This window comes from Amycolatopsis sp. CA-161197, assembly GCF_050942255.1.
In the GTDB taxonomy this organism is placed as follows: domain Bacteria; phylum Actinomycetota; class Actinomycetes; order Mycobacteriales; family Pseudonocardiaceae; genus Amycolatopsis.
Genome location: NZ_CP192059.1, coordinates 8,970,463 through 8,995,297, shown reverse-complemented (window position 1 = coordinate 8,995,297; position 24,835 = coordinate 8,970,463). Strand labels below are relative to the sequence as shown.

Here is a 24,835-nt window from a genome sequence, read left to right as displayed (position 1 = left end):
GAGTGTCGCGCTGAGCCAGGTGCCGCGGCCGCGGCGGTACATGCCGCCGCGGAGGACGGCGAGGAGGCGGACGGCCTCCGGGTGCGGGCGGGCCGGGTAGTCGCGCCCGTCCGGGGCCGTGGTGACGACGTCGGCCTCGACGTGGCGCCCCACGGCCCGGTACTCGACCCGCAGCTGCCGCCACCCTGGTGGCACGGCCGAGGCGCACGCCTGGCCGATCCGCTGGACGAGGTCCTGCTGCTGGGCCGGGCTCAGGGGTACCGGCGGTTGGCTCAAGGCGTCTCCCCGCGGTGGTGTCAGTTGCCGGCGGCGGCGAGCCGCTCGCGGAACCAGTCGGGCATGAACTCCTCGGTGCGGGGGAACCGCTCCTGCTCGATGGCGAACTGCTCCGCGGCCGGGTACGGGTCGAAGTCCGGCTCGTTGCGCCAGTTGTACTGGATCGTGAACCGGCTCGGCGGCTCGATGCCGAAGCGCGCGGAGAACCACGTTCCCTCGCCCTCGGTGTACATGCCGCCGCGCAGGCGCTGGAACATCTTCCACACGTCGACCGGCGGGTCCCACGGGCGGAACGTGCCACTGGGATCCTTCACCCCGACGGCGACGTCGACATTGCGGCCGACCATGCGGTAGTCGATCATCACCTGCTGCCAGCCCGGCGGCAGGGCTTCGACCACGGCCGTGGTGATCTCACCCAGCAGCTCGTTCTGCTGGATCGGGTCCAGCTCCGGCCACTTGAACGGCATCGGTGGTGTCCTCCTGATCGTTCGGACTTTTCGGGCGGCCCCATCATGGCACGGGGCCCGTGGTCACTCCTGGGCCCGCAGGCGGTCCTGCTCGCCGCCCTCGTCGAGCAGCTTTCGCAGCCACGCCGGCACGTGCTCGTCGTCGCGCGGGTACGCCTCCAGATCACGCGTGAACGCGCTGGGGTGCAAGGGCGGCCACCAGTTGGGGTCGCCGTCGAGGTCGTAATTGAACTCCGGCGACGACTCAGGGCGCAGCACGACCTTCGCGGAAAACCATGTGCCACGGCCGGGTTCGTACATGTCGTCGCGCAGCGCGCGGAACGCCGCCTTCACCGGCGCGGGCAGCTCCATCGAGCCGGGGGAGCCGTCGCGCATCCGGACCTGCAGCGCGAAGTCGTTGGCCACCACGGTCGCCGACACCGTCAGCACGATCTCCGCCCACCCGGACGGCGCCGCGTTCGCCAGTGCCGCCGCGATTTCAGCGGGAACGGGATCGGTCACTGTACTGCCTGTTCTTTCCGTAGTTGATGTCCGCGGGGTTGTTCGGGAACTCGCGCTCCTTGGTCACGCGCGAGATCTCCACGGGTTTTCCGTTCTCCAGCACGACGTGCCCGTTGGCGTCGGTCTTGTAAACCACTTCCTGCCAGCGCATGGTGACGCTCTCCGGCACGCCGTTGCTGTCGCCGTGCATGGCGACCTGGTAGTTCTGGATGTCCTGGCCCTCGGTGTTCGCGAACTTGCCGAGCTCCGTCTCCTGGTTGCGCCACGAGGCCTCGTGGATCCACCCGTCGCGGTAGTTGCCGCTGTTGGACGCCGCCATCTGCGGGTGCATGTTGACGTACTCACCCGGGCCGCCCATCTCGTTGGCCGCGAGGTGCCCGCCCGCCCACCGCACCTTCTCGTACTTGTCGCCGTATTCGGGGTGGTCGGCGAACGCCTCCTTGCCCTCGCCGCCGGACCGGTTCTGGGAGTTGGTGTCGCGGTAGGTGTCGTTGCGGCCGTCGAAGCTCGGGTCGCCCGTCATCGCGTCGGGCTTGCCGTTCTCGCCGATGTGGAAGGTCCACGACTTGTCCGCGTCGTGGAAGTTCGGCACGCGGTACTGCGCGCCCGGGATCAGCGGGTAGCGCAGGTCGGGGTTGTGGTTGGGCGACGACGTGCCGGGCGTCGCCTCGACGTGCGTGATGTGGCCGTCGGCGTCGGTGTAGAACCGCGTGGTGGCACCGTTTTCGTACGACACGCGGTACTCGGCGTGGCCCGCCAGCGGACGCTCGTCGTGCAGCGTCTGCGGCACGCCGTCCGGGTCCGGGTCGGCGTTGCTGGTCCGAGCGGGTACGTCGTCGAGATCGCGCGGCGAGTCGACGTCCGGGTGGCCGTCGCGGTGGCGCGGGCCGGCGAACTCGGAGTCGTCGGGCCGGTCCCAGTCCACGAACCGCCGGTCGAACTCCAGGGAGTCCGGGTTGTACGTGCGGGTCGCCGGAGGGAGGTCGAACTCCTCCTCCGGAACGCCCCCGTTGGCGTCGTCGTCGCCCCGCGCGTGGGCGCTGTCGGCGTCGACGTCGTGCGGGTCGTGGTGGTGCGACTCCGGCGCGAAGCCGTCCTGGCCGGCGTGGTGCGACGTGCCGTCCGGGTGGTGCACGGACCACTCGCCGTCCGGTGGGATCCGCGGCCGCATCCGGCCGTCCGGCCCGATTTCGTAGTCGGACGAGAAGACCCGGCCGTTCGCGTCGGTCCACGCCGGTTTGGTCGGCGCCATGACGTCGGTGTCGAGCTCGCGCGAGAGCCGGTTGGCGAAGTCGTTGGAGCCGGCGTCGCAGCCGATCAGGCGGATGGGGCGGCCGTCGTAGTCCGCGTTGTGACGCAAGACGTCGGCGAACTCCTCCGGCGTGTAGTGCCGGTCGCCGATGCGCGCGTGCCCGTCGGACGTCACGTGCACGTCGACGGTGTAGCGCCCGTCCGGATCCGGCTGCACGCGGTGGGGGAGGTCGCCCATGTCCGTGTCGCCGCGGTGGTACGAACTGCCTGCCGGCGTGCTTTCCGAGTGGTGCTGGTTGACCTCGTCCGGTGTCAGGGGTTCGTCGTCGTGGTGGTGCGGCCCGCCGTCGTGGTCGGGCGTGTCGTGGTGATCGGACGGATCGTGGTGGTCGGCGTTGTCGTGGTGATCGGTGTTGTCGTGGTGATCGGTGTTGTCGTGGTGCTCTGGTGAACCGTCGGTGTCGTGGCGCGGAGCGCCGTCCTCGGGCTCGTTGCGATGGGGAGCGCGGTCGTCGGGCTCACCGTGGCGCGGGGTCCGGTCGCCGGGCTTGCCGTCGGGAGTCCGATGTGGACTGTCGGTTTCCGGGCGAGTCGCTGTCGGTGAGCCACCACGCGCGGCGGGCTCCGGAGTGTCACTCGGCCGCCGCGGTCCGCCCGCCGCCGGATCGCCCGGGCGGCGCGGCCCGTCGGGGCTCTGGGGCGAGCGCGGGTTCGGCTCACTCGGGCGGCGCGGCGAATCCGGGTCGGGCCGCCGCGAGGAGGGCTCGGGTCCCTCACCGGGCCGCCGCGACGAAGGCGCGCGATCGGGACCGGTGCGCGGACCTGAGGGTTCCGGAGTACGAGCGCCGGGGCTGCCCGGGGTACCGGTCCAGCCACCGCCGCTTCCGGGCCGGGCTGCCGGCGTGCCACCGGGGACGCCACCGGACGGCGAACCACCGCCCTGCGGCGGCAGGCCACCCGCGACAGGTTGGTTCGGCGCGGTGGAGCCCGACGGACCGGCGCCATCGCCGGTGCGCGGCGCGGGAGCGCTGGGCGCCGGCTCGTCGACCTTCGGCGGCGCGTAGCCCGCGGCCGAGGTCGAGCTGTCGCCCGAGCTCTGGTGCGAAGACGGCGAGCTGCTCCCGGAAGAGCCACCACCGGAGTGGGCCGGGGCGCCGCCGCCGGACCCGCCGCTGCTGTGCGGCGTCGAGCCACCCGACGGTGAGCCGCCGGACGGCGAGTTGCCCGCGTGCGCCGAGCTGGGCGCGTCACCGGTGTGGGCACTCGGCGCGTCGCCCGTGTGCGAGGGCGCGGAACTGCCGCCACCGGACGGCGAAGAGCTGCCCGCGTGGCTCGGCGAGCTCGACGAAGAACCGGCGTGGCTCGGCGACCCGCCTCCGGACGGGCCGCTGGTGCTGTGCGGCGCGGAGCCGCCGGACGAGGGCGAATCGCCGCCGAACGTCGACGCGGAGTTGTCACCCCCGGTGTCGTGGGTGCCGTTGCCCGTGCTCCGGCGCGACGAGTCACCGGACGAACCGTCCCTTGTGGAGGGACCGCCGTCCGGGCTCGACGACGCGGAGTCCCCGTCGCCGGAGTGCGAGCCGTCGGCGTCCGAGTCGCCGGAGTGCGAGCTCGCGGAATCGGAGTCACCGGACCGCGAATCGCCGGAGTCCGGATCACCGGAGTGGGAACTGTCGGCCTCCGAGTCCCCGGAATGCGAGCCATCCGGGCTGTCCGAACCCTCCCCGCCGGGCGAGTCCCCGTCGGAGCCGCTGTGGTGCGAACCACCGCCGGCGCCGCCACCGCCCGTGTGGTGGGCGAACCCGCCGGCCTTGATGTTCTTCGTGCTGATCACGTCGAGGCCCGTGACCTTGCCGGCCAGCTTGCCCAGGATCTTGATGATCTTCGTGAAGACGTCGGCCAGCTTGCCGAGCAACGGCGACACCCGGCGCATCGTGTCGCACAGCTTGGTGAGCAGCCCGCTGATCTTCTCGCCCCACTTGGAGATCGCCGTGACGGCCTGCGCGACCACCAGCGGCGTGCCGAAGCCGAGGGAGAAGACCTCCTCCATCACCCACGAGATCAGCTTGCCCACCAGGTCGGCGATCAGCTGCCGCACGGTCTCCCGCACGAACGACACGACCTGGCCCATGATCATCGTGACGGTGCCGATCGCACTCGCCACGGTCGCGGCCCCGCCGAGCGCCTCCGCGCACTCCGCCGCGCCCTTGCGGTACGCGTCGGCCGCGTCGCCGGTCCACTCCGCAGTGCCGGTCTTCACCGCGTTGGCGTAGTCGGCCTGCCGGTCCTGCAACGCTTTCGCGACGTTGCCCCAGGTGTCCGCATAGGACTGGATCACGGGCGGGTTGCCCGCCACCGAGTCGAGCATGTCCTTCAGCGGCTGCACGTGCTCCATGAGGAACGACGCCACCGACGACATCAGGTAGCCGAACGGGTCGATCGCCGCGCCCGCGATCTCGCCCGCGAGACTGAGCACCCCGAGGCCACCCGAGACCCAGTCGCCGTCCTTGATGCCGTTGAACGCGTCCATCGCCGACTCGGCGACGCCGATGCCCGTGGCGTAGCCGTAGTCGCCGTTGCCCGCCGTGAGCGGCCCGGGACCGTCTCCGTCCTGCTTCGCCTGCGCGACGAGCGGGTTGCCGTCGGCCATCAGTCGGGCACCTTCGTGGAGGCGATGGCGTCGGTCGTGCCGGTTTCGTAGGTCTCGTACGCCTGCGCGGCGTTGCGGACCTTCTGCGCCTGCGCGTCCATCGCCGTGACGGTGTTCTGCAACGCGTTGATGCCGAACTCCTCCACCGGGTCGAGCATCGCCCGGAACGGCTGGCAGAGGATGCCGTACGCGTCGGTGGGCATGCTGACCTGGTTCGCGGCGTCGACGGCCTGGCGCAGCCCGTCGCTGATCCCGTCGAGCTGGCGCGCGTGCGCCTCGAGGTCGCTGCCGACCTCGTATCCCTTAGGTGCCATGGTGTTTCATCCCCCAGGATGGCTGTGCGAAACCGGAATCAAGAAAGGATCGAACCGCCGAAGTCATCATCGTCGTCGGATGTCTCGGCCCGGCGACGACGTGGTGGCGGTTGCGGCGCCTGCTGTCGAGGCAGTGCGGTCGGCGGCGGGGGAGGCGGGTCGTTGTCCTCGGGTCCGAACCGGTGCACGGGCGCGGGCGGCGGAGGTGGCTCTTCCGGCGGCGGCGCGGGGAACGTGCTCTTCGCGTCCTCCACGAGCTTGTCCCCGGTGGCGTCACTGCCCAGCGTCTCGCTCGCAACCTGTTGCAGCAGCTCGGGAATCCGCGCCTGCGCCTTCTGCACGAGCTGCATCACCTGCGCCGACACCTCCGCCATCCGCTTGCCGCTGGCGGACTCGGAGATCACGAGGTTCTTCAGCAGCCCCTTGGCATCCACGGTCACCTCGACCGTGCCGTCCTTCGCTCGCTCGGTCACGGTCTGGCCCTGCATGCGGTCGGCCATCGCCTGGTAGCGCGCAGCCGTCTCCTGCAGCTGCCGCGTCCAGCCGTCCACCATGCGCTGGCTGGCGTCGACGCCGTCCGACATCGGGCCCCCATTCCTCTCGAGCCGACTTCCCCACAGTGACGGATCCGGCCCGCCCCAGGTTCCGATGCCGTCCGAATTGATCCGATCGGCCCAGTTTGCCATCCGGGTCAACCGGCCTCGCCGGCACCTGAATCGACTGTACGTGCCCGCACCGACACAAAACGTGGCAAGCGGCCCGCCCGCGACTTTTCGTCGCGAACGGGCCGCTCGTACCACTCAATCCTTGACAACCACGCCGATCAGGGGTTTCCTGTGGCGCCGCAAGGCGTCAGAGATTGCCTCGCCGCTCCTGCTCCCGCTCGATCGCCTCGAACAGCGCCTTGAAGTTCCCCTTCCCGAAGCCCAGCGAACCGTGCCGCTCGATGAGCTCGTAGAACACCGTCGGCCGGTCGCCGATCGGCTTCGTGAAGATCTGCAGCAGGTACCCGTCCTCGTCTCGGTCGACCAGAACCTTGTGCTCCTGCAACGTTTCGATCGACACCCGCACCTCGCCGATGCGCGCGCGCAGCTCCGGGTCCTCGTAGTAGGAGTCCGGCGTGTCGAGGAACTCGACGCCCGCGGCCCGCATCGCGGTGATCGTGGCGATGATGTCGTTGGTGGCCAAGGCGATGTGCTGGCAGCCGGCGCCCTCGTAGAACTCGAGGTACTCGTCGATCTGCGACTTCTTCTTGGCCACGGCGGGTTCGTTCAGCGGGAACTTCACGCGGTGGTTGCCGTTGGACACGACCTTGCTCATCAACGCGGAATAGTCCGTGGCGATGTCGTCGCCGACGAACTCCGCCATGTTCACGAAGCCCATCACGCGGTGGTACCAGTCGACCCAGTAGTCCATCTTGCCGAGTTCGACGTTGCCCACGCAGTGGTCCACGGCTTGGAACAGGCGTTTCGGCGCGCCTTCCGGCCGCGTCACCGTGCTCTCGCGCGCCTCGAACCCGGGCAGGTACACGCCGTCGTAGCGCGACCGGTCGATCAGCGAGTGGCGGGTTTCGCCGTACGTCGCGATCGCCGCCATCCGCACCGTGCCGTGCTCGTCGGAGACGTCGTGCGGCTCCTCGAGGATCGTCGCGCCCTGTGCGCGGGCGTGCGCCACGCACTTGTCGGCGTCGGTCGTCTCCAGCGCGAGGTCGCTCACGCCGTCGCCGTGGCGGCGGTGGTGGTCGAGCAGCGGCGAGTCCGGCCGCACGCCGCCGGTGATGACGAACCGCGCCGAGCCCGACTTGAGCACGAACGCCTTGCGGTCGAAGCGGCCCGTCTCCGGCCCGGAGTACGCGACGAGCTGCATGCCGAACGCGACCTGGTAGAACCACGCGGTCTGCGTCGCGTTGCCGGCGACGAAAACCACCGCGTCGAGAGCCTTGACCGGGAACGGGTCGTTGGTGGCGTCGTGCTCGACGAGCCCCACGAGCTGACGGAGCTGGTCGAAGCTGACGTCGTCGAGTGCGCCCTGCGGATCCATGGTGTGGGTCATGCCGAAAGCATGGGTCCGCCACGGCAAGTTGAGCAACGGTCACCGAATTCACTGGACAATGTGCTCAGCGAAAACCCGTAAGCTGCGGTCAACGTGGACAACCTGCGCAGGGAGGAACCGTGCTCGACTCGCTCGACGCCCGGCTGTTGCTGCTGCTCACCGACTCGCCCCGGCTGGGGGTGCTGGAGTGCGCGCGCCGCCTCGGCGTCGCGCGCGGCACGGTCCAGGCGCGCCTGGACCGGCTCACCGAACGCGGCATCCTCGGCGGCTTCCCGCCCGAGCTGGACCTCGCCGCGATGGGCTACGGGCTCACCGCGTTCGCCGTGCTGGAGATCGCACAGGGCCGGCGCGCAGGCGTGGCCGAGGCGCTCGCCGCCATCGAGGAGGTGTGCGAGGTGCACGCCACCACCGGGCAGGGCGACCTGTTCGTCCGGCTGGTGGCGCGCGACAACGACGACCTGCAACGCGTGATCGACGAGGTGGTCGGCGTGGACGGGGTGCTGCGCACGTCCACCTCGATCGCCCTGTCCACGCCGGTGCCGCCGCGCGTGCGCCCGCTGCTGGAACGCACCGCGCGCGGTTAGAACGCGTCGAGCGCGTGCGCGAGGTACCGCTTCGCCGAACGCTGCACGACCTCGTGCCCGTCACTGCGCACGATCCGGTCCCACCATGCGCCGTAGATCGCGTCGAACGCGTACGGCTCCAGCAGTTCGGCCGCGCGGCGCACCACGCTCGGCCGTTCCGGGATCAGGTTCGGGTAGCTGTACATGAAACCGACGTGGGTGCGGTCGGGGATGACCTGGACGATGTCGCCCGCCAGCAGGGCCCCGCGGCCGTCTTCACCCGCCGGCCAGTGGAGCACTGTGCCGCCGGTGAAGTGCACGCCGAGGTTGATCAGCCGCAGGTCGTCGGCCACATCGAGGGTGGTGCCGGACCAGAGCCGGATCGACGGGTCGGGGCGGCCGATCCACTCCTGGTCGCCTTCGTGCAGGTAGATCGGCGCGTCGAACGCGTGGGCCCACTCGACCATCGTCGTGTAGTAGTGCGGGTGGCTGATCGCGATGCCGGTGATGCCGCCGAGTTCGGTGACCTGCTGCACCAGTGCGTCGTCGAGGTACGCCGCGCAGTCCCAGAGGAAGTTGCCGGAGGCGGCCTGCACGAGCAGTGCGCGTTGCCCGATCGCGAAACCGGGCTCGGAACCGATGCCGATCACGCCCGGTCCCTGCTCTTCGACGCGCGGGTGGTACTCGCCGCTCGACCGCAGCGTCGCGAGGTCGGTCCAGGCCTGGCCGGTGAGCGGGACGTACTGGCGTTCGTCCTCGCAGATCGGGCAGTCGTCGCGGGGTCCCGGGTATTGCATTCCGCAAGCGCGGCACATCGGTTCGGTGCTCATCGTGGCCTCCCAGTGGTGTTCAGGGGCCACGCTAGTCGCGTACCCGGCTCTCGCGAACCGGGTACGCGGAGACCGCGGTGGGTCAGGCCTCGCTGTAGGGCACGGCCTTGACCAGCGTCACCTGCTGGGTACGGCCGTTGGGCAGCTCGTACTCGCGCGACTCGCCTTCCTTGGCGCCGAGCAGGGCCTTGCCCAGCGGCGACTCCGGGGAGTACACGTCGAGCGCGCCCTCGGCGCCCTCTTCGCGGGTGGCGAGGAGGAACTTCTCCTCGTCGTCGTCGCCCGCGTACTTCACGGTGAGGACCTTGCCGGGACCGGCGGTGCCGTCGTCCTCGGGAGCCTCGCCGACCTTCGCCGAACGCAGCAGTTCCTGCAGGTGGCGGATGCGCGCCTCGGCCTGGCCCTGCTCCTCGCGCGCCGCGTGGTAACCGCCGTTTTCCTTGAGGTCTCCCTCTTCGCGGCTGTCGTTGATGCGCGCAGCGATGACCGGACGATTCTCGATCATTTCGTCGAGCTCGTGCTTGAGCCTGTCGTAGGCATCCTGGGTCAGCCAGGTCACCTTGTCGCTCACGGTCACCATCTCCTCGTCGGGCCTGCCAGGCTTGGGTGTTCAAGCCGGCCTCCGCACGGGCTCACTGCGCCCGCACGGCTGGGATAAAGGAAAAACACGGCCCGCCTCGGGCCGTGCTGGTGTGTCAGCTTATCACGGCAGGGTGCAGCGACGCCGGTCCATTCCACGGCGCGCGGGCACTCGCCGCGCATTTCACCCCGTTGGCCGCTATGGGGTTGACATGTAACGTGGTATGGAGTACGAGCAGCCGTACACGTCGGCTGTCACCGGTTCCCCGATGCTCTTCACCACCGTGCTCACCCGGCTGTGGCCGGCCCCGGCGGGAACCAGCACCTCTTTCCGGCCGCTCTCGGAGCCGGACCTGTCCTGCACCCGCACGACGCACACCCCGGCTTTGTCGGGGTCGTCACGCGTCACGTTGATGGTGATCTGCATCGCGTTGCCCGGGCGGGGTTCGAACGCCACGCGCTCCGCGTCGATCGACGTCTGGCCGAGGTTGACGTAGGCGATCCACGCCACGGCGAAGCCCGCGACCACCGCGATCGCGGTGAAAACCCAGCGCTTCCAGCGTTTCGACCCCGTCTTGCCCGCCGACCCGTACCGGTCCGCGGGCGGCGCCGGACGGGCGTCTCCCTCGGCGGTTGCGGTCTCTCCGGTCTGCAAGTCCGGGCCTCCGGTCGTTCTTGTCGTACCCGCGGGGACAATGGGGGGAGCCCGCCTGGGGGCACCACCTGTCGTCGAGTATCCGCGAGCCGTTCCGGTGGCGTGGAGCCGGGGCAGGGTACGACGGAATAACGGGACACGAAAGGGTCGTTCGGAACATGGTGCGAGCTGACGAGCTGATGACGAGCGACCGCGCCTCAAACCTGCGTCTCATGGCGGTGCACGCGCACCCGGACGACGAGTCCAGCAAGGGCGCCGCCACGATGGCGAAGTACGTCGCCGAGGGCCACGAGGTCATGGTCGTGACGTGCACGGGCGGTGAGGCGGGCAGCATCCTCAACCCCGCCATGGACCGGCCCGAGGTGCTGGCCAACATGGCCGAGATCCGGCGCGACGAGATGGCGCGGGCGGCGAAGATCCTGGGGGTGAAGCACCGCTGGCTCGGCTTCGTCGACTCGGGACTGCCCGAGGGCGACCCGCTGCCGCCGGTGCCGGAGGGCTCGTTCGCCGTGGTGCCGCTGGAGGAGTCCACCGAGGCGCTGGTGCGCGTGGTGCGGGAGTTCCAGCCCCACGTGCTGATCACCTACGACGAGAACGGCGGGTACCCGCACCCGGACCACATCCGCACCCACGAGGTGTCGATGGCGGCCTTCGACGCGGCGGGCGACCCGAACCGGTTCCCGGACGCCGGCGACCCGTGGCAGCCGCTCAAGCTGTACTACGTGCACGGCTTCTCCAAGGCCCGGATGATCGCGTTCGACACTGCGCTCAAGGCGGCCGGCCTGCCCTCGCCGTACGAGGAGTGGCTCAAGTCCTGGGACCCCGACCGGGCCGACATCATGGAGCGGGTGACCACCCGGATCGAGTGCGGTGAATACTTCGAGGTGCGCGACGAGGCGCTGAAGGCGCACGCCACGCAGATCGACCCGACCAGCCGCTGGTTCGCGGTCCCGCTCGAGATCCAGCGCGAGACGTGGCCGACCGAGGAGTACGAGCTGAACCGCTCCCTGGTGGACAGCACGCTGCCGGAGGATGATCTGTTCGCCGGCATCAAGGAGAAGGTGAGTCCATGAGTTTCGGTGTGCCGGCCGTCGCGGTCGCCCCGCTGACGGCGTCGGCCCTGTTCCTGGCCCAGCAGCCCGACAGCGGTGACAACGGCGGCCAGGGTGAGGACTTCGGCAAGTCCTCGCCCGTCGGCCTGCTGGTGCTGATCCTGTTCCTGATCGCGGTCGCGTTCCTCATCCGGTCGATGAGCAAGCACCTGAAGAAGGTGCCGGCGAGCTTCGACAAGGAGGAGGCGTCCTCCGAGGGTTCCGACACTTCGGGCGAAAAGCCTTCGGACGACGCGGGCGAGCAGGTCGAGGCGAAGGTCGCCGAGCCGGCGGACCCGGCGCGGCCCAAGTCCGACTGACCCTGCCCGCCGGGCGGGTTCGCCGACGGGCCGGACGAGGCCCGGCGAGCGCCGTGCCACCCTGGTGGCATGGCGAACCGACTGGCGGACGCGACCAGCCCGTACCTCCTGCAGCACGCGGGAAACCCCGTCGACTGGCGCGAATGGGGGCCCGAAGCGCTGGCCGAGGCGCGTGAGCGCAACGTGCCGATCCTGCTGTCGGTCGGCTACGCGGCGTGTCACTGGTGTCACGTGATGGCCCACGAGTCCTTCGAGGACGAGGGCACCGCGGCGCTGATGAACGCGCACTTCGTGAACATCAAGGTCGACCGCGAGGAGCGGCCGGACATCGACGCGGTCTACATGGCCGCCACCCAGGCCATGACCGGCCAGGGCGGCTGGCCGATGACCTGTTTCCTCACACCCGAGGGTGAGCCGTTCCACTGCGGTACCTACTACCCGCCGACGCCGCGGCCGGGCATCCCGTCGTTCGGGCAGCTGCTCGTGGCCGTCTCGGAGGCGTGGACGGAGCGGCCCGAAGACCTGCGCGAGGGCGCGCAGCGGCTGATCGGGCACCTCACCGAGCAGAGCGGGCCGTTGCAGGCCTCGGCGGTGGACGCCGGCGTGCTGGCCGGCGCCGTGGAGAAGCTCGCGGCCGAGGCGGACCCCGTCCACGGTGGGTTCGGCGGCGCGCCGAAGTTCCCGCCGTCGATGGTGCTGGAGTTCCTGCTGCGCCACCACGAGCGCACGGGCTCGTCCGAAGCGCTGTCGCTCGCTTCGTCGACCGCGGAGGCCATGGCCCGCGGTGGCATCCACGACCAGCTCGCCGGCGGCTTCGCGCGGTACTCCGTGGACGCCGAGTGGATCGTGCCGCACTTCGAGAAGATGTTGTACGACAACGCTTTGCTGCTCCGGGTTTACGCCCATTTGGCGCGGCGGGGGTCTTCGTTCGCTCTGGGTGTCGCCGAGGGGATCGTCCGGTTCCTGGAGGCCGATCTGCTGACCGCGGAGGGCGGCTTCGCGGCTTCGCTCGACGCGGACACCGAAGGCGTCGAGGGTCTCACTTATGTCTGGACGCCGGCCGAGCTGCGCGAGGTGCTCGGGGACGAGGACGGCGTATGGGCGGCTTCGGTGTTTTCGGTGACGGAGTCCGGAACGTTCGAAAAGGGCTCGTCGACCCTGCAGCTGCCGGGTGATCCGGAGTCCACTGACCGGTTCGAGCGCGTCCGGCAGGCGTTGCTGGCCGCGCGGGCTTCGCGGCCGCAGCCGGCCCGCGACGACAAGGTGGTGGCCGCGTGGAACGGTCTCGCCATCACCGCGCTCGCCGAGGCGGGTGTCGCGCTGGAGCGTCCACAGTGGATCGAGCTGGCGCGCGGAGCGGCTTCGCTGCTGCTGTCCACGCATCTCGTGGACGGCCGGCTGCGGCGCAGCTCGCGCGACGGTGTGGTGGGCGTGCCGGCGGGCGTCCTCGAGGACTACGCGTGCCTGGCCGACGGGCTGCTCGCCCTGCACCAGGCGACAGGCGAGCCGCAGTGGCTGGAGGAGGCTTCGCGGCTGCTGGACCTGGCGTTGACGCACTTCGCTTCGGACGTCGTTGGCGCGTACCACGACACCGCGGACGACGCGGAAACGTTGGTGCAGCGCCCTTCCGACCCCACGGACAACGCGAGCCCCTCGGGAGCATCGGCGTTGGCGGGAGCGTTGCTGACGGCTTCCGCGCTGGGCGGGTACGAGCAGGCCGCGCGGTATCGCGACGCGGCCGATGCGGCGTTGCAGCGTGCCGGCCTGCTGATCGGCCGGGCGCCGCGGTTCGCCGGGCACTGGCTTTCGGTGGCTGAAGCGGCGCAGTCGGGGCCGGTGCAGGTGGCCGTCGTCGGGGAGGACCGGGCGGCGTTGATCGCGGCGGCCGCGCGACAGATCCACGGCGGCGGTGTGGTGCTGGGTGGCGCTCCGGACGCGCCCGGCGTGCCGCTGCTGGCGGACCGCCCGCTGGTGGACGGCGCTGCGGCGGCGTACGTCTGCCGCGGCTACGTCTGCGATCGCCCGGTGACCTCGGCGGAGGACCTGCTCGCGCAGCTCTGAGTTCCGCCCCTGGTGAACACTGCCCTGCCCGACGTGTATCCGGCGTAGCTTCAGTAGCGAGGTAATCATGTAATCGCGCACTTCGAGGTGGTGGAACACATGGGACGAGGTTGGAAGGGCCGCGGCGGCTGGCAGCAGGCCGAGGTGCCGTCGGCCGAAGACGCGGCCGCCTGGCTCGGCGGCCGCCTCCCGGACGGCTGGTTCACGGGCGACCCGGAGGTCACGGTCGACCGCGAGGAGATCATCATCGTGGGCGAGCTGCCCGCGCTGACCGGCGAATACGCCGACGACGCGGCCCGCGCGGCCGCCGAGGACGGCCGCATCAGCCGGTTCCGCGAAGACACGCGCGACGAGCGCATCGAGATCGCCCGGCAGGCCGAGCACCGCTACCAACGCAAGGTCGCGTGGGGCGCCAAGCTCGGCGGCACGAAGGTGCTGTTCACGACGTTGTCCGCGCCCGTGATGACGCGGCTGCGCCAGCCCGAACGCCTGGTCCTCGACACCCTCGTCGCGGCCGGCGTCGCCCGCTCGCGCTCCGAGGCCCTGGCCTGGGCCGTCCGGCTCGTCGGCGAACACGCCGACACCTGGCTCGCCGAGCTCCGCGACGCGATGACCAAGGTCGACGACCTGCGCTCCAAAGGCCCGGACCTGAGCTGACAACCGGGTACCGACGGGGACCCTCGCGCTTCGGTGCGAGGGTCCCTTTCGCGTATGGGGCGGCTGACGGGCGCGGGTAGTGGCGTGGCCGGACCGGCGCGAAAGTCCCCGCCGCGGGCGAGCCGGCCAGTCTCGGTCGCCCTCCCGCGCTGGTGTTCGCGGGGGACGCTCCGGGCCCGGGTTCTCGTTGCGGCGCGAGAGTTCCCCGCACGCAGGGGCCGGTTGTCGATGGCTGCGTGCGCGGTTGTGGTGGGGTTCCGTCGCCCGGCCACTCTCGTCTGGCGCGAAAGTCCCCGCCGCAAGCGAGCTGGCCACCCTCCGTTGCCGCACGGCCGTTCCGTCGCCCGAGTGTGCCGGTCAGACCCGGGAACGCCACCGTCCCTGCAGAGTCCGGCGGTCCGTCCGCGTCAGCAGGCCGTCGGAGTCGCGGCCCCAGTGCCCGCCGTGGGAGTCGGTGAACTGCAGGCCCGGGACGGCGGCGGTGGAGTACAGGTCGTCGGCCGGGAGCTGGGCGTGGCCGAAGGGCAGGCCGCGCACGGCGGTGGCGCCGGGCGGGACGATGGCGAGCCGCAGCTGGTGCGGGGTGTTCTCGTCGGGGCGGCGGACGGTGACGGTGCAGTCGAACGCGGGGGCGTCGCCGCCGTTGTGGACGCACACGACGTAGTCCTCGGCGCGGTCGTGGCGGCCGCCCTCGTCGAGCCAGGCGGACACGGAGTGGGCCTGTTCCTGCTGCCGGATCTCGGGCTGGTCCTTGCGGTTGAGCAGCATGATCCACACGTACGACGCGAACCCGAGCAGTGAGCCGGCACTGCCGATCGCCGAGACCCACGTGGCGGTGACTTGCGAACTCATCGCCGCGGGCTTTCCCCGCCGGGACAGCCACCAAACGATCGAGTCGTCTTCGTCACCTCGACCTGCGACGACGCGGCGGCGGGAGCAGGCTTACCAGTGAGTAGCCCAGTCTCGCCGAGGAGGAGCCGTGGACATCCCTGCCGTTCCCGCGAAGGTGGATCCGGACGCGCTCACCGCCGTCCTCGACGGCCGCTGGGCCGAGCTGCGCGGCGGTGTGCGTGCGCAGATGTCGGCCGAGGAGTTCCGCGATCCCGTCGACCTGGACATCGCGGCGCACCGTGCGCAGGTGCTCGACCAATTGCGCGAACTCGCCGCCACGGACCGGCCCGCGCTCGGGTTCGACCGCGCGTACGGCGGGCAGAGCGACATCGGTGGTTCCGTGGTGTCGTTCGAGATGCTCGGCCTCGGTGACCTGTCGCTGATGGTCAAGGCCGGCGTGCAGTGGGGGCTGTTCGGCGGCGCCGTCCAGCTCCTCGGAACCCAGCGCCACCACGAGAAGTACCTGCGGCGCATCATGGACCTCGACCTGCTCGGCTGCTTCGCGATGACCGAGCACGGCCACGGCTCCGACGTGCAGCACCTGCACACCACCGCGACGTACGACCCGGCGGCGCAGGAGTTCGTGGTCCACAGCCCGGATCCGGGCGCCACCAAGGAATACATCGGCAACGCGGCCCGCGACGGCCACGCCGCCGTCGTCTTCGCGCAGCTCGTGACGGGCGGCGAATCCCGCGGTGTGCACGCGTTTTTCGTGCCCATCCGCGACGACTCCGGCGAGGCCATGCCCGGCGTCACGATCGAGGACTGCGGCCGCAAGGCGGGCCTCAACGGCGTCGACAACGGCCGCCTGGCTTTCGACCACGTCCGCATCCCGCGCGAAGCGCTGCTGAACCGCTTCGGCGACGTCGCCGAGGACGGCACCTACTCCAGCCCCATCGAAAGCGACGGCCGCCGCTTCTTCACGATGCTCGGCACGCTCATCCGCGGCCGCGTGAGCGTCGGCGGAAGTGCCGGCAGCGCCACGAAACGCGCGCTGACGCTGGCGATCCGCTACGGCGAGCAGCGCCGGCAGTTCAAGCGTCCCGACGGCGACGAGGTCGTGATCCTCGACTACCTCGGCCACCAGCGCAAGCTTCTGCCTGCGCTCGCGAAGACGTACGCGCTGCACTTCGCGCAAGAAGAGCTCGTCGCGAAGCTGAACGACATCGCGCCCGACGCGCTCGAAGAGGAACAACGCGAGCTGGAATCCCGCGCGGCCGGCCTGAAAGCCGCCAACACCTGGCACGCCACCGCCACGATCCAGGCCGCCCGCGAAGCCTGCGGCGGCGCCGGTTACCTGTCGGAAAACCTGCTGGCCGGCCTCAAAGCCGACACCGACGTCTTCACGACCTTCGAGGGCGACAACACGGTTCTGCTCCAGCTCGTGGCCAAAGGCCTTCTCACGCAATACAAAGAGCACTTCGAAGACCTCAGTCCACTTGCGACCGCGCGCTTCGTCGCCGAACAACTCGTGGGCGCGGTGTTGGAACGCACCTCCGCCCGAAAGTTCGTCGAACGCCTGACGGAATCCGACGACGCCGAGGTGCTCTTCGACCGCGAATGGCAACTGCGCCTCTTCGAGGACCGCGAGGAACACGTGCTCGACGGCGTCGCCAACCGCCTGCGCAAGGCCGCCGACGACCCGTTCGGCGTCTTCAACGCCGCGCAGGACCACGTGCTGCGCGCCGGCCGGGTGCACGTGGATCACCTTGTGCTGTCGGCGTTCGCCCGCGCGGTCGACGCGTGCGCCGATCCGGAGGCCGCGGCTTTGCTGTCGCGGGTGTGCGATCTGTACGCCCTGTCGGCCATCGAGGAGGACCGGGCGTGGTTCCTGGAGCACGGACGCCTGACTTCGTCGCGGTCGAAGGCGGTGACTGCCGCGGTGAACGAGTTGTGTGCCGAGCTGCGCCCGCACGCTCGGACTTTGGTGGACGCTTTTGCGATTCCAGCGCAGTTCCTGGCCGCGCCTATGCTGCGGGACTGAGCCGGTACTGGCCCGGGGCCACGCCGAAATGTCGTTTGAAGGCGTGGGAAAACGCGTACGGCGAGCCGTAGCCGACCTGCCGCGCGATGGCGGGCAGCGCGCGGTCGCCGTCGCGCAGGAGGCGCGCCGCGGTGGCCATGCGCCACCACGCGAGGTAGGCCATCGGTGCGCGGCCGGTGAGGGCGGTGAAGCGGCGGGCGAGCGTCGCACGGGACAGGCCGACCTCGGCGGCCAGGTCCTCGAGCCGCCACGCGCGCGCCGGGTCCGCGTGCAACGCCTGCAGGGCCGCGGCGATTTCGGGGTCCTGCAACGCTTTCGGCCAGCCGGCTTGCGGGTGGTCGGCGAACCACGCACGTACGAGGTAGACGAGCAGCAGGTCCAGCAGCCCGGCGACGGCGGCGTCGCGACCGGGCCGGCTGCCGTGCACCTCACCGCCGAGCAGCGTGATGGCCGTGCGCAGCTCGGTGTGCTCGCCGACGCGGGCCGGCAGGTGCACGACGTCGGGCAGACTCTCGACGAGGAAGTGCGCTCGCGAGTGGTCGAAGCGGTACTTGCCGCAGAGGAGATCCGTGCCGCCCGCCGGATCGTCGACGGCGGTTTCGAACGGGACCGCGCGCCGGCCGTCGGGCGTGGCCGACAGGACGTGGGTGGCGCCGCGGGGCAGGAGCACGGCGTCGCCGGGGCTGAGCTGCACGGGTTCGTCTTCGGTGAGCAGCCAGCCGGTGCCCCGCAGGACCACGTGGAACCCGGCGCCCGCGTACGGCGCGAACCGGTAGCACCACTCGCCGCCGACGCGCAGCCGGTTGGACGACGGCTCGCCGGTGCGCATCACGGCGATCGCGTCGCTGAGCACATCCATGCTGCCCAGTGTAAGGCGGTGAGACTTTCGCGCATCGATTCGCGGATTTGAAGCATTGGAATGCTCATCGGTGCGGCCTAACTTCGAGAGCATGATTCAGCTCGGTGAAGTCGAAGTGACCAAGGTCGTCGAGTGGTCGGGCGACATCGCGCCCGTGTCCGCCGTTCTGCCGGACACCCCAGCCGAACTCTGGCGCGACAATGAGGAGTGGCTCGCGCCGCGGCACTGGCACCCGGAGGCCGACGCATACCACGCCGCCGTGCAGACGTGGGTGCTGCGCAGCGAGGGCAAGGTGATCCTCGTGGACACCGGGGTCGGCAACGGGCGCGCTCGGCCGCAAATCCCGCTGTTCGACCACCTCGACACGGACTTCCTGGCACGCCTGGCCGCCGCCGGCGTGCAACCGGGCGACGTCGACGTCGTGGTCAACACCCACATCCACTACGACCACGTCGGCTGGAACACCCGCGCCGACGGCGATGGCTGGGTCCCGACCTTCCCGAACGCCACGTACCTCATCCCGCGCGCCGACCAGGAGTGGTTCGATCCGCGCAACGCCCACCGCCGCTCCGTCGACCCGCTTCGCTTGCAGGGCAGCCTGCTGGTCTACGCCGACAGCATCACCCCGGTCCTCGACCGCGCCGTGCTCTGGGACGGCTCGTACCGCATCGACGGCAACCTGGTGCTTGAGTCCGCGCCCGGCCACACGCCCGGATCTTCCTTGCTGCGCTTGACTTCCGGTTCGGACCGCGCGGTGTTCGTGGGCGATCTGCTGCACAGCCCCGTGCAGATCCTGGCGCCCGCACACAGCAGCTGCTTCTGCGAAGACCCCGTCCAGGCCGCCACCACACGCACCCGGGTCTTGACCCGCGCCGCCGACCTCGGCGAACTGGTCCTCCCTGCCCACTTCGCCGACGCCTCGGCCGTCGAGCTCCGCCACTCCGGCTCCGGCCTCTCCATCCACACCTGGCGCGACGCCACCTGATCGGCCCCTCGCGGCGACCCCGGGCCGCCCGCTACCCTTCGGCCAGGCGCCGGTTCTGCCGCTGCCTGGGGGGATTCCATCCCCATCACTGGAGGTCCCGGCCTTGACAGCCACCCGGGGGACCAGCCACGCCACCCTGCTCACCGCCGCCAAAGCCGGCTGGGCGACGACGTTCCGTTACGCATTACTGGTTTTGATCAGCCGGGGGACCGTGGGAGCGGCGGTGTTCTTGTTGCTGCGGTGAGCCAGGAATCGGCAGTTTCGCGTGCCGGCGGCGATAAGCTGTGGGAATGATCGACGCCGCCGATTCGAGCATTGCCGGGTACCTGGTTCAGTACGGCGAGGTCGAAACCGCGCACTGGGTCTTGACTTGCACGGGGGACGAGCTCCTCCGGATCGGTTCGGTGGGGCACTGGCTGGAATTGCGTGGTCCCAGCACTCCGTCGGGCGGCGGTATGATGCCGGCGAAAGCCCTGGCGCTGGCCTCGGTCTACGTGCGCGAGGGCAAGCCGCGAGACCTCGTTCGTGGCCGCCGGAAGCTGACGGGAAACGTGAGCGTGGTTCCCCCGGAGCATCGGGAACGACGGCCGTCCTTCGAGGCTGGGTGGTTGGCGCTCCCGCGGGATCACGGGGTCGGAGACGACGCTCGGGACTACTGGGAGGAGCCCTCCGCGCAACTCGCTCAGCCATCCGTGGCAGTCGCTGCCTTGCCGAGCTCCGAACCCGAGGGCCTCGTCGTGTCCGACGCGATCATGCGGTGGTCGAACGGCTTCACCAAGTACAACCTCACTGAAGACCTGATCCGCAACGACGTCGGTTACCTGCGAACCGCGGGTCAGTTCCTGATCATCGAACGAACCGCGGCACCCGACGCGCACTACATCCAGTCGATGCGGCGCCCGCAGGGTGACTATCAGATCGAGTACCGGGCTGGTGGCCCGCAGGAGCACTTCCAGGCATACGCCAGAAATCGCCCCCAGGTTGTCGCTGCCCTGTGGGGCTGGTGCACCCGTGACAAGGCATGGCGCGACCGACTCGAGTGGACGAACATCGGCAGCATGCTCCTCGATCCGGGCCGGAGAACCCGGATCGAGGAGTGAGAGGACCGACCCCTCGAAGCACCGCAGCTACGCGTACAACGCCAGCCAAATCGCGATGTAGTGCGACACCGCCGCCAGCACCGTGCACGCGTGGAAGTACTCGTGGTACCCGAACGTCTCCGGCCAGTGGTTCGGCCACTTCACCGCGTAGAACACCGCGCCCAGGGTGTAGAACAGGCCGCCCACGCAGATGAGGACCAGGGCGGCGACGCCGGCGTGCTGGGCGAGTTCCGGCATGACGAAGACGGCGACCCAGCCCAGGGCGATGTAGATCGGCACGCCGAGCCAGCGGGGGGCGTGCGGCCACAGCATCTTCATCGCGACGCCCAGGATGGCGCCGCCCCAGACGATGGCCAGGATGATGTAGCCCGTCGGCTTCGACATGGCCAGCAGGGTGAACGGGGTGTAGGTGCCGGCGATGAACAGGAAGATCATGGAGTGGTCGGCGCGCTTCATCCACTTGTACGCGCGCGGGCTCCACAGGCGGCGGTGGTAGAGAGCGCTCACGCCGAAGACGCCGAGGACGGTCAGGCCGTAGACGGACGTCGCCAGCGCGGCCAGGGGTGAGACGGTCGACGCGGCGAGGCTGACCAGGACGGCGGTGCCCGCGACGGCGCCGAAGAAGGACCAGAAGTGGATGTGGCCGCGCAGGCGCGGGCGGGTGTCCACTGGCGCAGGGCCGGACGGTGGGGGTTCGGTCGTCACGCTCACCGACCCCACGCTACGGGAGCGTAGGTTTTTCGCCACCCCCCGTGGCGCGTCACACGTGTGACGCGGGGGTGCGTACGCTCAGCCGACGTGAGCCTCCGGTCCTTCCTGTCCGACGTCGTCTACAGCGTCTACGGCCGCCGCCTGATCCAGCAGGCGCGGGGCCGCCATCCTCGGCACATCGCGATCATGCTCGACGGAAACCGCAGGTGGGCGCGCGAAGCCGGGTTCACCGACGTGGCCGATGGGCACCGCGCGGGTGCCAAGAAGATCGCCGACTTCCTCAGCTGGTGCCGCGAGGCCGACGTCGAGGTCGTCACCATGTGGCTGCTCTCGACCGACAACCTCAACCGCGACCCCGACGAGCTCGAGCCGCTGCTGAAGATCATCACCGACGTCACCGACGAGCTCGCCGGTCCCGCCGTGCCGTGGCGGCTGCGGATCATGGGGGCGCTGGACCTGCTGCCGCTGGACGTCGCGAAGAAGCTCACCGCCGCCGCGGCCCGCACCGAGGACCGCACCGGCATGGAGGTCAACATCGCGGTCGGTTACGGCGGGCGACAGGAAATCGCCGATGCCGTGCGCAAGCTGCTGCTGCAGCACGCCGACGAGGGCACGTCGATCCGCGAGCTGGCGAAAATCCTCGACGTGGACCACATCTCGGAACACCTGTACACCTCCGGCCAACCGGATCCCGACCTTATTATCCGAACGTCAGGAGAGCAGCGGCTTTCCGGATTCCTGCTCTGGCAGTCGGCGCATTCGGAATTCTGGTTCACGGAGGCCTACTGGCCCGCATTCCGGCGTGTCGACTTCCTTCGTGCGCTTCGTGACTACGCCTGGCGGCACCGCCGCTTCGGAACCTGAGGCGCCCGGTCGGAGAAAACCCGGGCACAGCAGAAGAGCCCCCGGAGTCGGAACTCCGGGGGCTCTTCCGTAGCCGAGGTCGGCTATCAGCCGTGGTGCTCCAGCGAGTGGAGGACCAGCGCCGGGGTGGTGGCGATGCCCGTGTAGGCACCGGCGACCAGCGAGGCGGCACCGAAGCCCAGGGCGCCGCCACCCTCGATGAAGGTCGCGTAGGCGTCGCCGAACGTCGGGTCCGGGGTGTAGCCGTGGTCTGCCGGCGAGGCGAACGCCGTGCCGCCGATCATCATCAGGCCCGCAGCGGCACCGGCGACGATTCCAGCCTTCTTCAGCACTTCGCACACTCCTAGGTAGAGATATCTGGGATCCGGGGCACCGAAGTTTCCGGTGGTGTGTCCCGCAGTGAGAAAATTACCCTCGCCGGGCCCGAAATGAATGCCGCGTACGCCCATTGTGTGAGGCCGAAATCGCGTGGTTCACCCGGTCCGGTCCTGTCTTCAGGACGCGAACTGCATTCTCGTCCGGCCCGTGGTACAAGCCTTTGCGCTGATCTTGTGAACGCGTTCGGTGATCTTTTTTCCATGATCATGCCACCGCGTGATCGCTCGATCGCTGACTCGGTGACGTAGCGTGACAGTGACGGGGTGTCGATGTCGGACGACCTACGGTGAGGTGACGAATGAGCGAATCACCTGTGTGGCTGCCTGCACGAACCGCGATCCGTCGGTACCTTCCGGAAGTGAGGGCACGCGTTCCGTGCGGGTCCTCGCGGGAGGCCCTGGTCGTGGCGTTGATCGAGGGGGCGGCACAGCCGCCCACACGATGCACGAGGGGGCCGGCACCCGGCCCTCGTGGCCGTGCCCGCTGACGTAGCCAACGTCAGGGAGCACGGACCCAGCCAGGGAGGTGCCCGGCCCAGCGAGTGCGGGCGTGGGGTGCAACACGCCCTCGAGGGAGATGCCGTCGTGACTGCGCAGCGTTCACCCCGCAAGGCCTCTGGCCGTTCTTCGACCGGTGCCTCTGGCCCGGAGAAAGCCTCGATCTCGCCCGAATCCGGGCAGTCCACGTACGTGCTCGACACGTCTGTGCTGCTCTCCGACCCGTGGGCGGTGACGCGGTTCGCCGAACACGCGGTCGTGCTGCCCCTGGTCGTCATCAGTGAACTGGAGGCGAAGCGCCACCACCCCGAGCTCGGCTGGTTCGCCCGCGAGTCGCTCAGGTTGCTCGACGACCTGCGGCTCAAGCACGGCCGGCTCGACGCGCCGATCCCGATCGGCGACGAGGGCGGCACCCTGCAGGTGGAGCTCAACCACACCGACCCGTCGGTGCTGCCCGTGGGCTTCCGGACCGACTCCAACGACCACCGCATCCTCGCGTGCGCGCTCAACCTCGCGGTGGAACGGCCGTCGGTCACGCTGGTGACGAAGGACATCCCGCTGCGGGTCAAGGCGGGGGCCGTGGGTCTGGCCGCCGACGAGTACCGCGCGGGCGAGGTCACGCCGTCGGGCTGGACGGGCATGGCCGACGTGGACGCTCCTCAGGAGCTGATCGACAGCCTCTTCTCGGGCGGCACCGTCGACCCGGTCGAGTACGGCCTGCCCGACGTGGGTGAGCTGCCGTGCCACACCGGTCTGCGGCTGCTCGCGGGCAGCTCCAGCGCCCTGGGCCGCGTCACGGCGGACAAGCGCGTGCGGCTGGTGCGCGGCGACCGCGAGGCGTTCGGCCTGCACGGCCGCTCCGCCGAACAGCGCGTGGCCCTCGACCTGCTGCTCGACTCGGACGTCGGCATCGTGTCGCTGGGCGGCCGCGCCGGCACCGGCAAGTCGGCGCTCGCGCTGTGCGCCGGCCTCGAGTCAGTGATGGAACGGCGCCAGCACCGCAAGGTCGTGGTGTTCCGCCCGGTTTACGCCGTCGGCGGCCAGGACCTCGGCTACCTGCCCGGGTCCGAGAGCGAGAAGATGCAGCCGTGGGCGCAGGCGGTGTTCGACACCCTCGGCGCGCTGGTCAGCCAGGACGTGCTCGACGAGGTCTTCGACCGCGGCATGCTCGAGGTGCTCCCGCTGACCCACATCCGCGGCCGCTCGCTGCACGACTCCTTCGTGATCGTCGACGAGGCCCAGTCGCTGGAACGCAACGTGCTCCTCACGGTGCTCTCCCGCCTCGGCACCGCGTCGCGCGTGGTCCTCACGCACGACGTCGCCCAGCGCGACAACCTCCGCGTCGGCCGCCACGACGGCGTCTCGGCGGTGATCGAGAAGCTGAAGGGGCACCCGCTGTTCGCGCACGTCACGCTGACGCGCTCGGAGCGGTCGCCGATCGCGGCGCTGGTGACGGAAATGCTGGAGGACCACGGCTGATCCGCTCGTGAGCCTGCCCGTCCCGAAACTGGGGCGGGCGGGCTCACGGTAGTTTCAGGTTCCCGGCCAAACGTCGGCCGGAGAACGGACATACAAACTTCGTGAGCCAGATCGAACTCTGCGCAGACCGCCCGGCTTGGCTCAAGATGGTGTGGCGCGGCTGGGCTCGGCCGGGAGCGACCAGCTCCGTCGAGGATGAGGCGGTCGCTGTGCGTGCCTACCGCCATTGGCGGCACGCCGAGGAGTTGCTGGACGCAGCGACGTCGGAGTTCCATCGAATTGACATTGTCACCACTCTCAAGCGGGCAATCGACCATCGGGTGCGATCACTGCGCGAGATGTACCAGCTCAACCGGCTGAGACAGGTCGTGGGAGAGAGGAAGATCGGGGATCTGGAAACATTGCAGCGGCTGAACGTCTCTCGGCAGTTCATGCTGGGCAAGCTGATGCTGATCCGCAACGCCGTGGAGCATCAGGATGCGGTTCCACCGGCGGTCGCTGAGTGTCGCGAGCTCGTCGAATTGGTGTGGTATTTCCTGAAGTCGACTGACGCCTTGTTGTGCGTTCCACTGACTGAGGTGAATCTTGATTCCTCCACCACGGTGGAAGATGGCAGCTCCTCCCACTCGGAGGGCGGCGTGACTCTGTCGTTTGACTTCGAGACGTGGCTACCGAAGATCGCGGGGAATATGCCCGAGCGGCACTTCTCCCCGGTAGCTAAGCCAGGCTGAGCTGAAGTTCACCTCGATGCCCTCGACGTACATGACAAGTGGGTGAGTTTCGCGGGTACAGTCCATGGCCCGCGCGAGGTGCTTTGGTC

The 24,835-nt window shown here is 69.9% G+C and carries 24 protein-coding genes; 11 read left to right on the top strand and 13 right to left on the bottom strand.

Annotated features, from left to right (window positions below; genetic code table 11):
* Window positions 1–296: 296 nt before the first annotated feature.
* The 6 genes from ACQPXB_RS42590 to hppD form a co-directional block, all read right to left on the bottom strand.
* Window positions 297–743 (bottom strand): hypothetical protein, encoded by a 447-nt coding sequence (locus ACQPXB_RS42590; RefSeq protein ID WP_285972541.1) that lies wholly within the window; start codon window positions 741–743, stop codon window positions 297–299.
* A 63-nt stretch (window positions 744–806) separates the two neighbouring features.
* On the bottom strand, window positions 807–1,244 hold the full coding sequence (locus ACQPXB_RS42585; protein ID WP_432847536.1) for a hypothetical protein: 438 nt from the start codon (window positions 1,242–1,244) through the stop codon (window positions 807–809).
* Window positions 1,222–5,145, bottom strand: coding sequence for a hypothetical protein (locus ACQPXB_RS42580; RefSeq protein WP_432847534.1), 3,924 nt, complete (start codon window positions 5,143–5,145; stop codon window positions 1,222–1,224). The genes ACQPXB_RS42585 and ACQPXB_RS42580 overlap by 23 nt, the downstream gene beginning before the upstream one ends.
* Window positions 5,145–5,459, bottom strand: coding sequence for a type VII secretion target (locus ACQPXB_RS42575; RefSeq protein WP_366579906.1), 315 nt, complete (start codon window positions 5,457–5,459; stop codon window positions 5,145–5,147). The genes ACQPXB_RS42580 and ACQPXB_RS42575 overlap by 1 nt, the downstream gene beginning before the upstream one ends.
* Window positions 5,460–5,497: 38 nt before the next feature.
* Complete coding sequence (locus tag ACQPXB_RS42570) at window positions 5,498–6,043, bottom strand: YbaB/EbfC family nucleoid-associated protein (protein ID WP_432847531.1); 546 nt, start codon at window positions 6,041–6,043, stop codon at window positions 5,498–5,500.
* Between the two features lie 268 nt (window positions 6,044–6,311).
* Complete coding sequence (gene hppD / locus ACQPXB_RS42565; RefSeq protein ID WP_432847530.1) at window positions 6,312–7,511, bottom strand: 4-hydroxyphenylpyruvate dioxygenase; 1,200 nt, start codon at window positions 7,509–7,511, stop codon at window positions 6,312–6,314.
* Between the two features lie 119 nt (window positions 7,512–7,630).
* Between hppD and ACQPXB_RS42560 the strand changes: the two genes are divergently transcribed.
* The gene (locus tag ACQPXB_RS42560; RefSeq protein WP_366579900.1) at window positions 7,631–8,095 is read left to right on the top strand and encodes an Lrp/AsnC family transcriptional regulator; all 465 of its coding nucleotides are present in this window, start codon (window positions 7,631–7,633) and stop codon (window positions 8,093–8,095) included.
* Here the strand turns inward: ACQPXB_RS42560 and ACQPXB_RS42555 are convergent.
* The 3 genes from ACQPXB_RS42555 to ACQPXB_RS42545 all read right to left on the bottom strand — a co-directional run bounded on the left by ACQPXB_RS42555 (window position 8,092) and on the right by ACQPXB_RS42545 (window position 10,138).
* On the bottom strand, window positions 8,092–8,904 hold the full coding sequence (locus ACQPXB_RS42555; protein WP_432847527.1) for an MBL fold metallo-hydrolase: 813 nt from the start codon (window positions 8,902–8,904) through the stop codon (window positions 8,092–8,094). The two genes, ACQPXB_RS42560 and ACQPXB_RS42555, sit on opposite strands and share 4 nt — an antisense overlap.
* 82 nt (window positions 8,905–8,986) lie before the next feature.
* On the bottom strand, window positions 8,987–9,484 hold the full coding sequence (greA, locus tag ACQPXB_RS42550) for a transcription elongation factor GreA (protein ID WP_360594206.1): 498 nt from the start codon (window positions 9,482–9,484) through the stop codon (window positions 8,987–8,989).
* Window positions 9,485–9,682: 198 nt separating this feature from the next.
* A complete protein-coding gene (locus tag ACQPXB_RS42545; RefSeq protein ID WP_366579897.1) occupies window positions 9,683–10,138 on the bottom strand; it encodes a DUF4307 domain-containing protein in 456 nt (151 codons plus the stop codon).
* Window positions 10,139–10,296: 158 nt separating this feature from the next.
* Here ACQPXB_RS42545 and mca point away from each other — a divergent pair, with 158 nt between their 5' ends.
* The 4 genes from mca to ACQPXB_RS42525 all read left to right on the top strand — a co-directional run bounded on the left by mca (window position 10,297) and on the right by ACQPXB_RS42525 (window position 14,267).
* Window positions 10,297–11,211, top strand: coding sequence for a mycothiol conjugate amidase Mca (gene mca / locus ACQPXB_RS42540; protein WP_386954154.1), 915 nt, complete (start codon window positions 10,297–10,299; stop codon window positions 11,209–11,211).
* Window positions 11,208–11,549 (top strand): hypothetical protein, encoded by a 342-nt coding sequence (locus ACQPXB_RS42535; protein WP_432847524.1) that lies wholly within the window; start codon window positions 11,208–11,210, stop codon window positions 11,547–11,549. Before mca ends, ACQPXB_RS42535 begins: the two co-directional genes overlap by 4 nt.
* 69 nt (window positions 11,550–11,618) lie before the next feature.
* Window positions 11,619–13,610 carry a thioredoxin domain-containing protein gene (locus tag ACQPXB_RS42530; RefSeq protein WP_432847522.1) on the top strand — a complete coding sequence of 664 codons (1,992 nt, stop codon included), beginning with the start codon at window positions 11,619–11,621 and terminating at the stop codon, window positions 13,608–13,610.
* Window positions 13,611–13,709: 99 nt separating this feature from the next.
* Window positions 13,710–14,267: a hypothetical protein gene (locus tag ACQPXB_RS42525; protein ID WP_366579890.1), complete on the top strand. Its 558-nt coding sequence runs from the start codon at window positions 13,710–13,712 to the stop codon at window positions 14,265–14,267.
* A gap of 357 nt (window positions 14,268–14,624) precedes the next feature.
* Here ACQPXB_RS42525 and ACQPXB_RS42520 read toward each other — a convergent pair whose 3' ends face one another.
* The gene (locus tag ACQPXB_RS42520; protein ID WP_432847520.1) at window positions 14,625–15,119 is read right to left on the bottom strand and encodes a hypothetical protein; all 495 of its coding nucleotides are present in this window, start codon (window positions 15,117–15,119) and stop codon (window positions 14,625–14,627) included.
* A 127-nt stretch (window positions 15,120–15,246) separates the two neighbouring features.
* On the opposite strand from ACQPXB_RS42520, the gene ACQPXB_RS42515 reads away from it, so the two are divergent.
* Window positions 15,247–17,142 (top strand): acyl-CoA dehydrogenase family protein, encoded by a 1,896-nt coding sequence (locus ACQPXB_RS42515; protein WP_432847518.1) that lies wholly within the window; start codon window positions 15,247–15,249, stop codon window positions 17,140–17,142.
* Here the strand turns inward: ACQPXB_RS42515 and ACQPXB_RS42510 are convergent.
* Entirely contained in the window at window positions 17,126–18,001 is an 876-nt protein-coding gene (locus ACQPXB_RS42510) for an AraC family transcriptional regulator (RefSeq protein WP_432847516.1), read from the bottom strand. The genes ACQPXB_RS42515 and ACQPXB_RS42510 overlap by 17 nt on opposite strands.
* Before the next feature lie 91 nt (window positions 18,002–18,092).
* On the opposite strand from ACQPXB_RS42510, the gene ACQPXB_RS42505 reads away from it, so the two are divergent.
* Window positions 18,093–18,986 carry an MBL fold metallo-hydrolase gene (locus tag ACQPXB_RS42505; protein WP_432847514.1) on the top strand — a complete coding sequence of 298 codons (894 nt, stop codon included), beginning with the start codon at window positions 18,093–18,095 and terminating at the stop codon, window positions 18,984–18,986.
* A 290-nt stretch (window positions 18,987–19,276) separates the two neighbouring features.
* Window positions 19,277–20,086 (top strand): hypothetical protein, encoded by an 810-nt coding sequence (locus ACQPXB_RS42500; protein ID WP_432847513.1) that lies wholly within the window; start codon window positions 19,277–19,279, stop codon window positions 20,084–20,086.
* A 27-nt stretch (window positions 20,087–20,113) separates the two neighbouring features.
* On the opposite strand, the gene trhA is transcribed toward ACQPXB_RS42500, so the two are convergent.
* On the bottom strand, window positions 20,114–20,755 hold the full coding sequence (trhA, locus tag ACQPXB_RS42495; RefSeq protein ID WP_386954295.1) for a PAQR family membrane homeostasis protein TrhA: 642 nt from the start codon (window positions 20,753–20,755) through the stop codon (window positions 20,114–20,116).
* Window positions 20,756–20,884: 129 nt separating this feature from the next.
* Here trhA and ACQPXB_RS42490 point away from each other — a divergent pair, with 129 nt between their 5' ends.
* Window positions 20,885–21,661, top strand: a complete 777-nt coding sequence (locus tag ACQPXB_RS42490; protein ID WP_285972559.1) for an isoprenyl transferase — start codon at window positions 20,885–20,887, stop codon at window positions 21,659–21,661.
* A gap of 86 nt (window positions 21,662–21,747) precedes the next feature.
* On the opposite strand, the gene ACQPXB_RS42485 is transcribed toward ACQPXB_RS42490, so the two are convergent.
* On the bottom strand, window positions 21,748–21,993 hold the full coding sequence (locus tag ACQPXB_RS42485) for a hypothetical protein (RefSeq protein ID WP_364050513.1): 246 nt from the start codon (window positions 21,991–21,993) through the stop codon (window positions 21,748–21,750).
* 735 nt (window positions 21,994–22,728) lie between these two features.
* Between ACQPXB_RS42485 and ACQPXB_RS42480 the strand changes: the two genes are divergently transcribed.
* Window positions 22,729–24,015 (top strand): PhoH family protein, encoded by a 1,287-nt coding sequence (locus tag ACQPXB_RS42480; protein WP_366579873.1) that lies wholly within the window; start codon window positions 22,729–22,731, stop codon window positions 24,013–24,015.
* Window positions 24,016–24,116: 101 nt separating this feature from the next.
* Window positions 24,117–24,746 (top strand): hypothetical protein, encoded by a 630-nt coding sequence (locus ACQPXB_RS42475; RefSeq protein ID WP_432847510.1) that lies wholly within the window; start codon window positions 24,117–24,119, stop codon window positions 24,744–24,746.
* The last annotated feature ends 89 nt before the right edge of the window (window positions 24,747–24,835 follow it).

Coding starts and splice junctions, on each gene's coding strand:
- ACQPXB_RS42505 (WP_432847514.1), top strand. CDS start 18,093: ATGATTCAGCTCGGTGAAGTCGAAGTGACCAAGGTCGTCGAGTGGTCG.
- ACQPXB_RS42575 (WP_366579906.1), bottom strand. CDS start 5,459: ATGGCACCTAAGGGATACGAGGTCGGCAGCGACCTCGAGGCGCACGCG.
- ACQPXB_RS42510 (WP_432847516.1), bottom strand. CDS start 18,001: ATGGATGTGCTCAGCGACGCGATCGCCGTGATGCGCACCGGCGAGCCG.
- ACQPXB_RS42580 (WP_432847534.1), bottom strand. CDS start 5,145: ATGGCCGACGGCAACCCGCTCGTCGCGCAGGCGAAGCAGGACGGAGAC.
- ACQPXB_RS42520 (WP_432847520.1), bottom strand. CDS start 15,119: ATGAGTTCGCAAGTCACCGCCACGTGGGTCTCGGCGATCGGCAGTGCC.
- ACQPXB_RS42525 (WP_366579890.1), top strand. CDS start 13,710: ATGGGACGAGGTTGGAAGGGCCGCGGCGGCTGGCAGCAGGCCGAGGTG.
- ACQPXB_RS42555 (WP_432847527.1), bottom strand. CDS start 8,904: ATGAGCACCGAACCGATGTGCCGCGCTTGCGGAATGCAATACCCGGGA.
- hppD (WP_432847530.1), bottom strand. CDS start 7,511: ATGACCCACACCATGGATCCGCAGGGCGCACTCGACGACGTCAGCTTC.
- ACQPXB_RS42535 (WP_432847524.1), top strand. CDS start 11,208: ATGAGTTTCGGTGTGCCGGCCGTCGCGGTCGCCCCGCTGACGGCGTCG.
- ACQPXB_RS42570 (WP_432847531.1), bottom strand. CDS start 6,043: ATGTCGGACGGCGTCGACGCCAGCCAGCGCATGGTGGACGGCTGGACG.
- ACQPXB_RS42590 (WP_285972541.1), bottom strand. CDS start 743: ATGCCGTTCAAGTGGCCGGAGCTGGACCCGATCCAGCAGAACGAGCTG.
- ACQPXB_RS42500 (WP_432847513.1), top strand. CDS start 19,277: ATGATCGACGCCGCCGATTCGAGCATTGCCGGGTACCTGGTTCAGTAC.
- mca (WP_386954154.1), top strand. CDS start 10,297: ATGGTGCGAGCTGACGAGCTGATGACGAGCGACCGCGCCTCAAACCTG.
- ACQPXB_RS42530 (WP_432847522.1), top strand. CDS start 11,619: ATGGCGAACCGACTGGCGGACGCGACCAGCCCGTACCTCCTGCAGCAC.
- greA (WP_360594206.1), bottom strand. CDS start 9,484: ATGGTGACCGTGAGCGACAAGGTGACCTGGCTGACCCAGGATGCCTAC.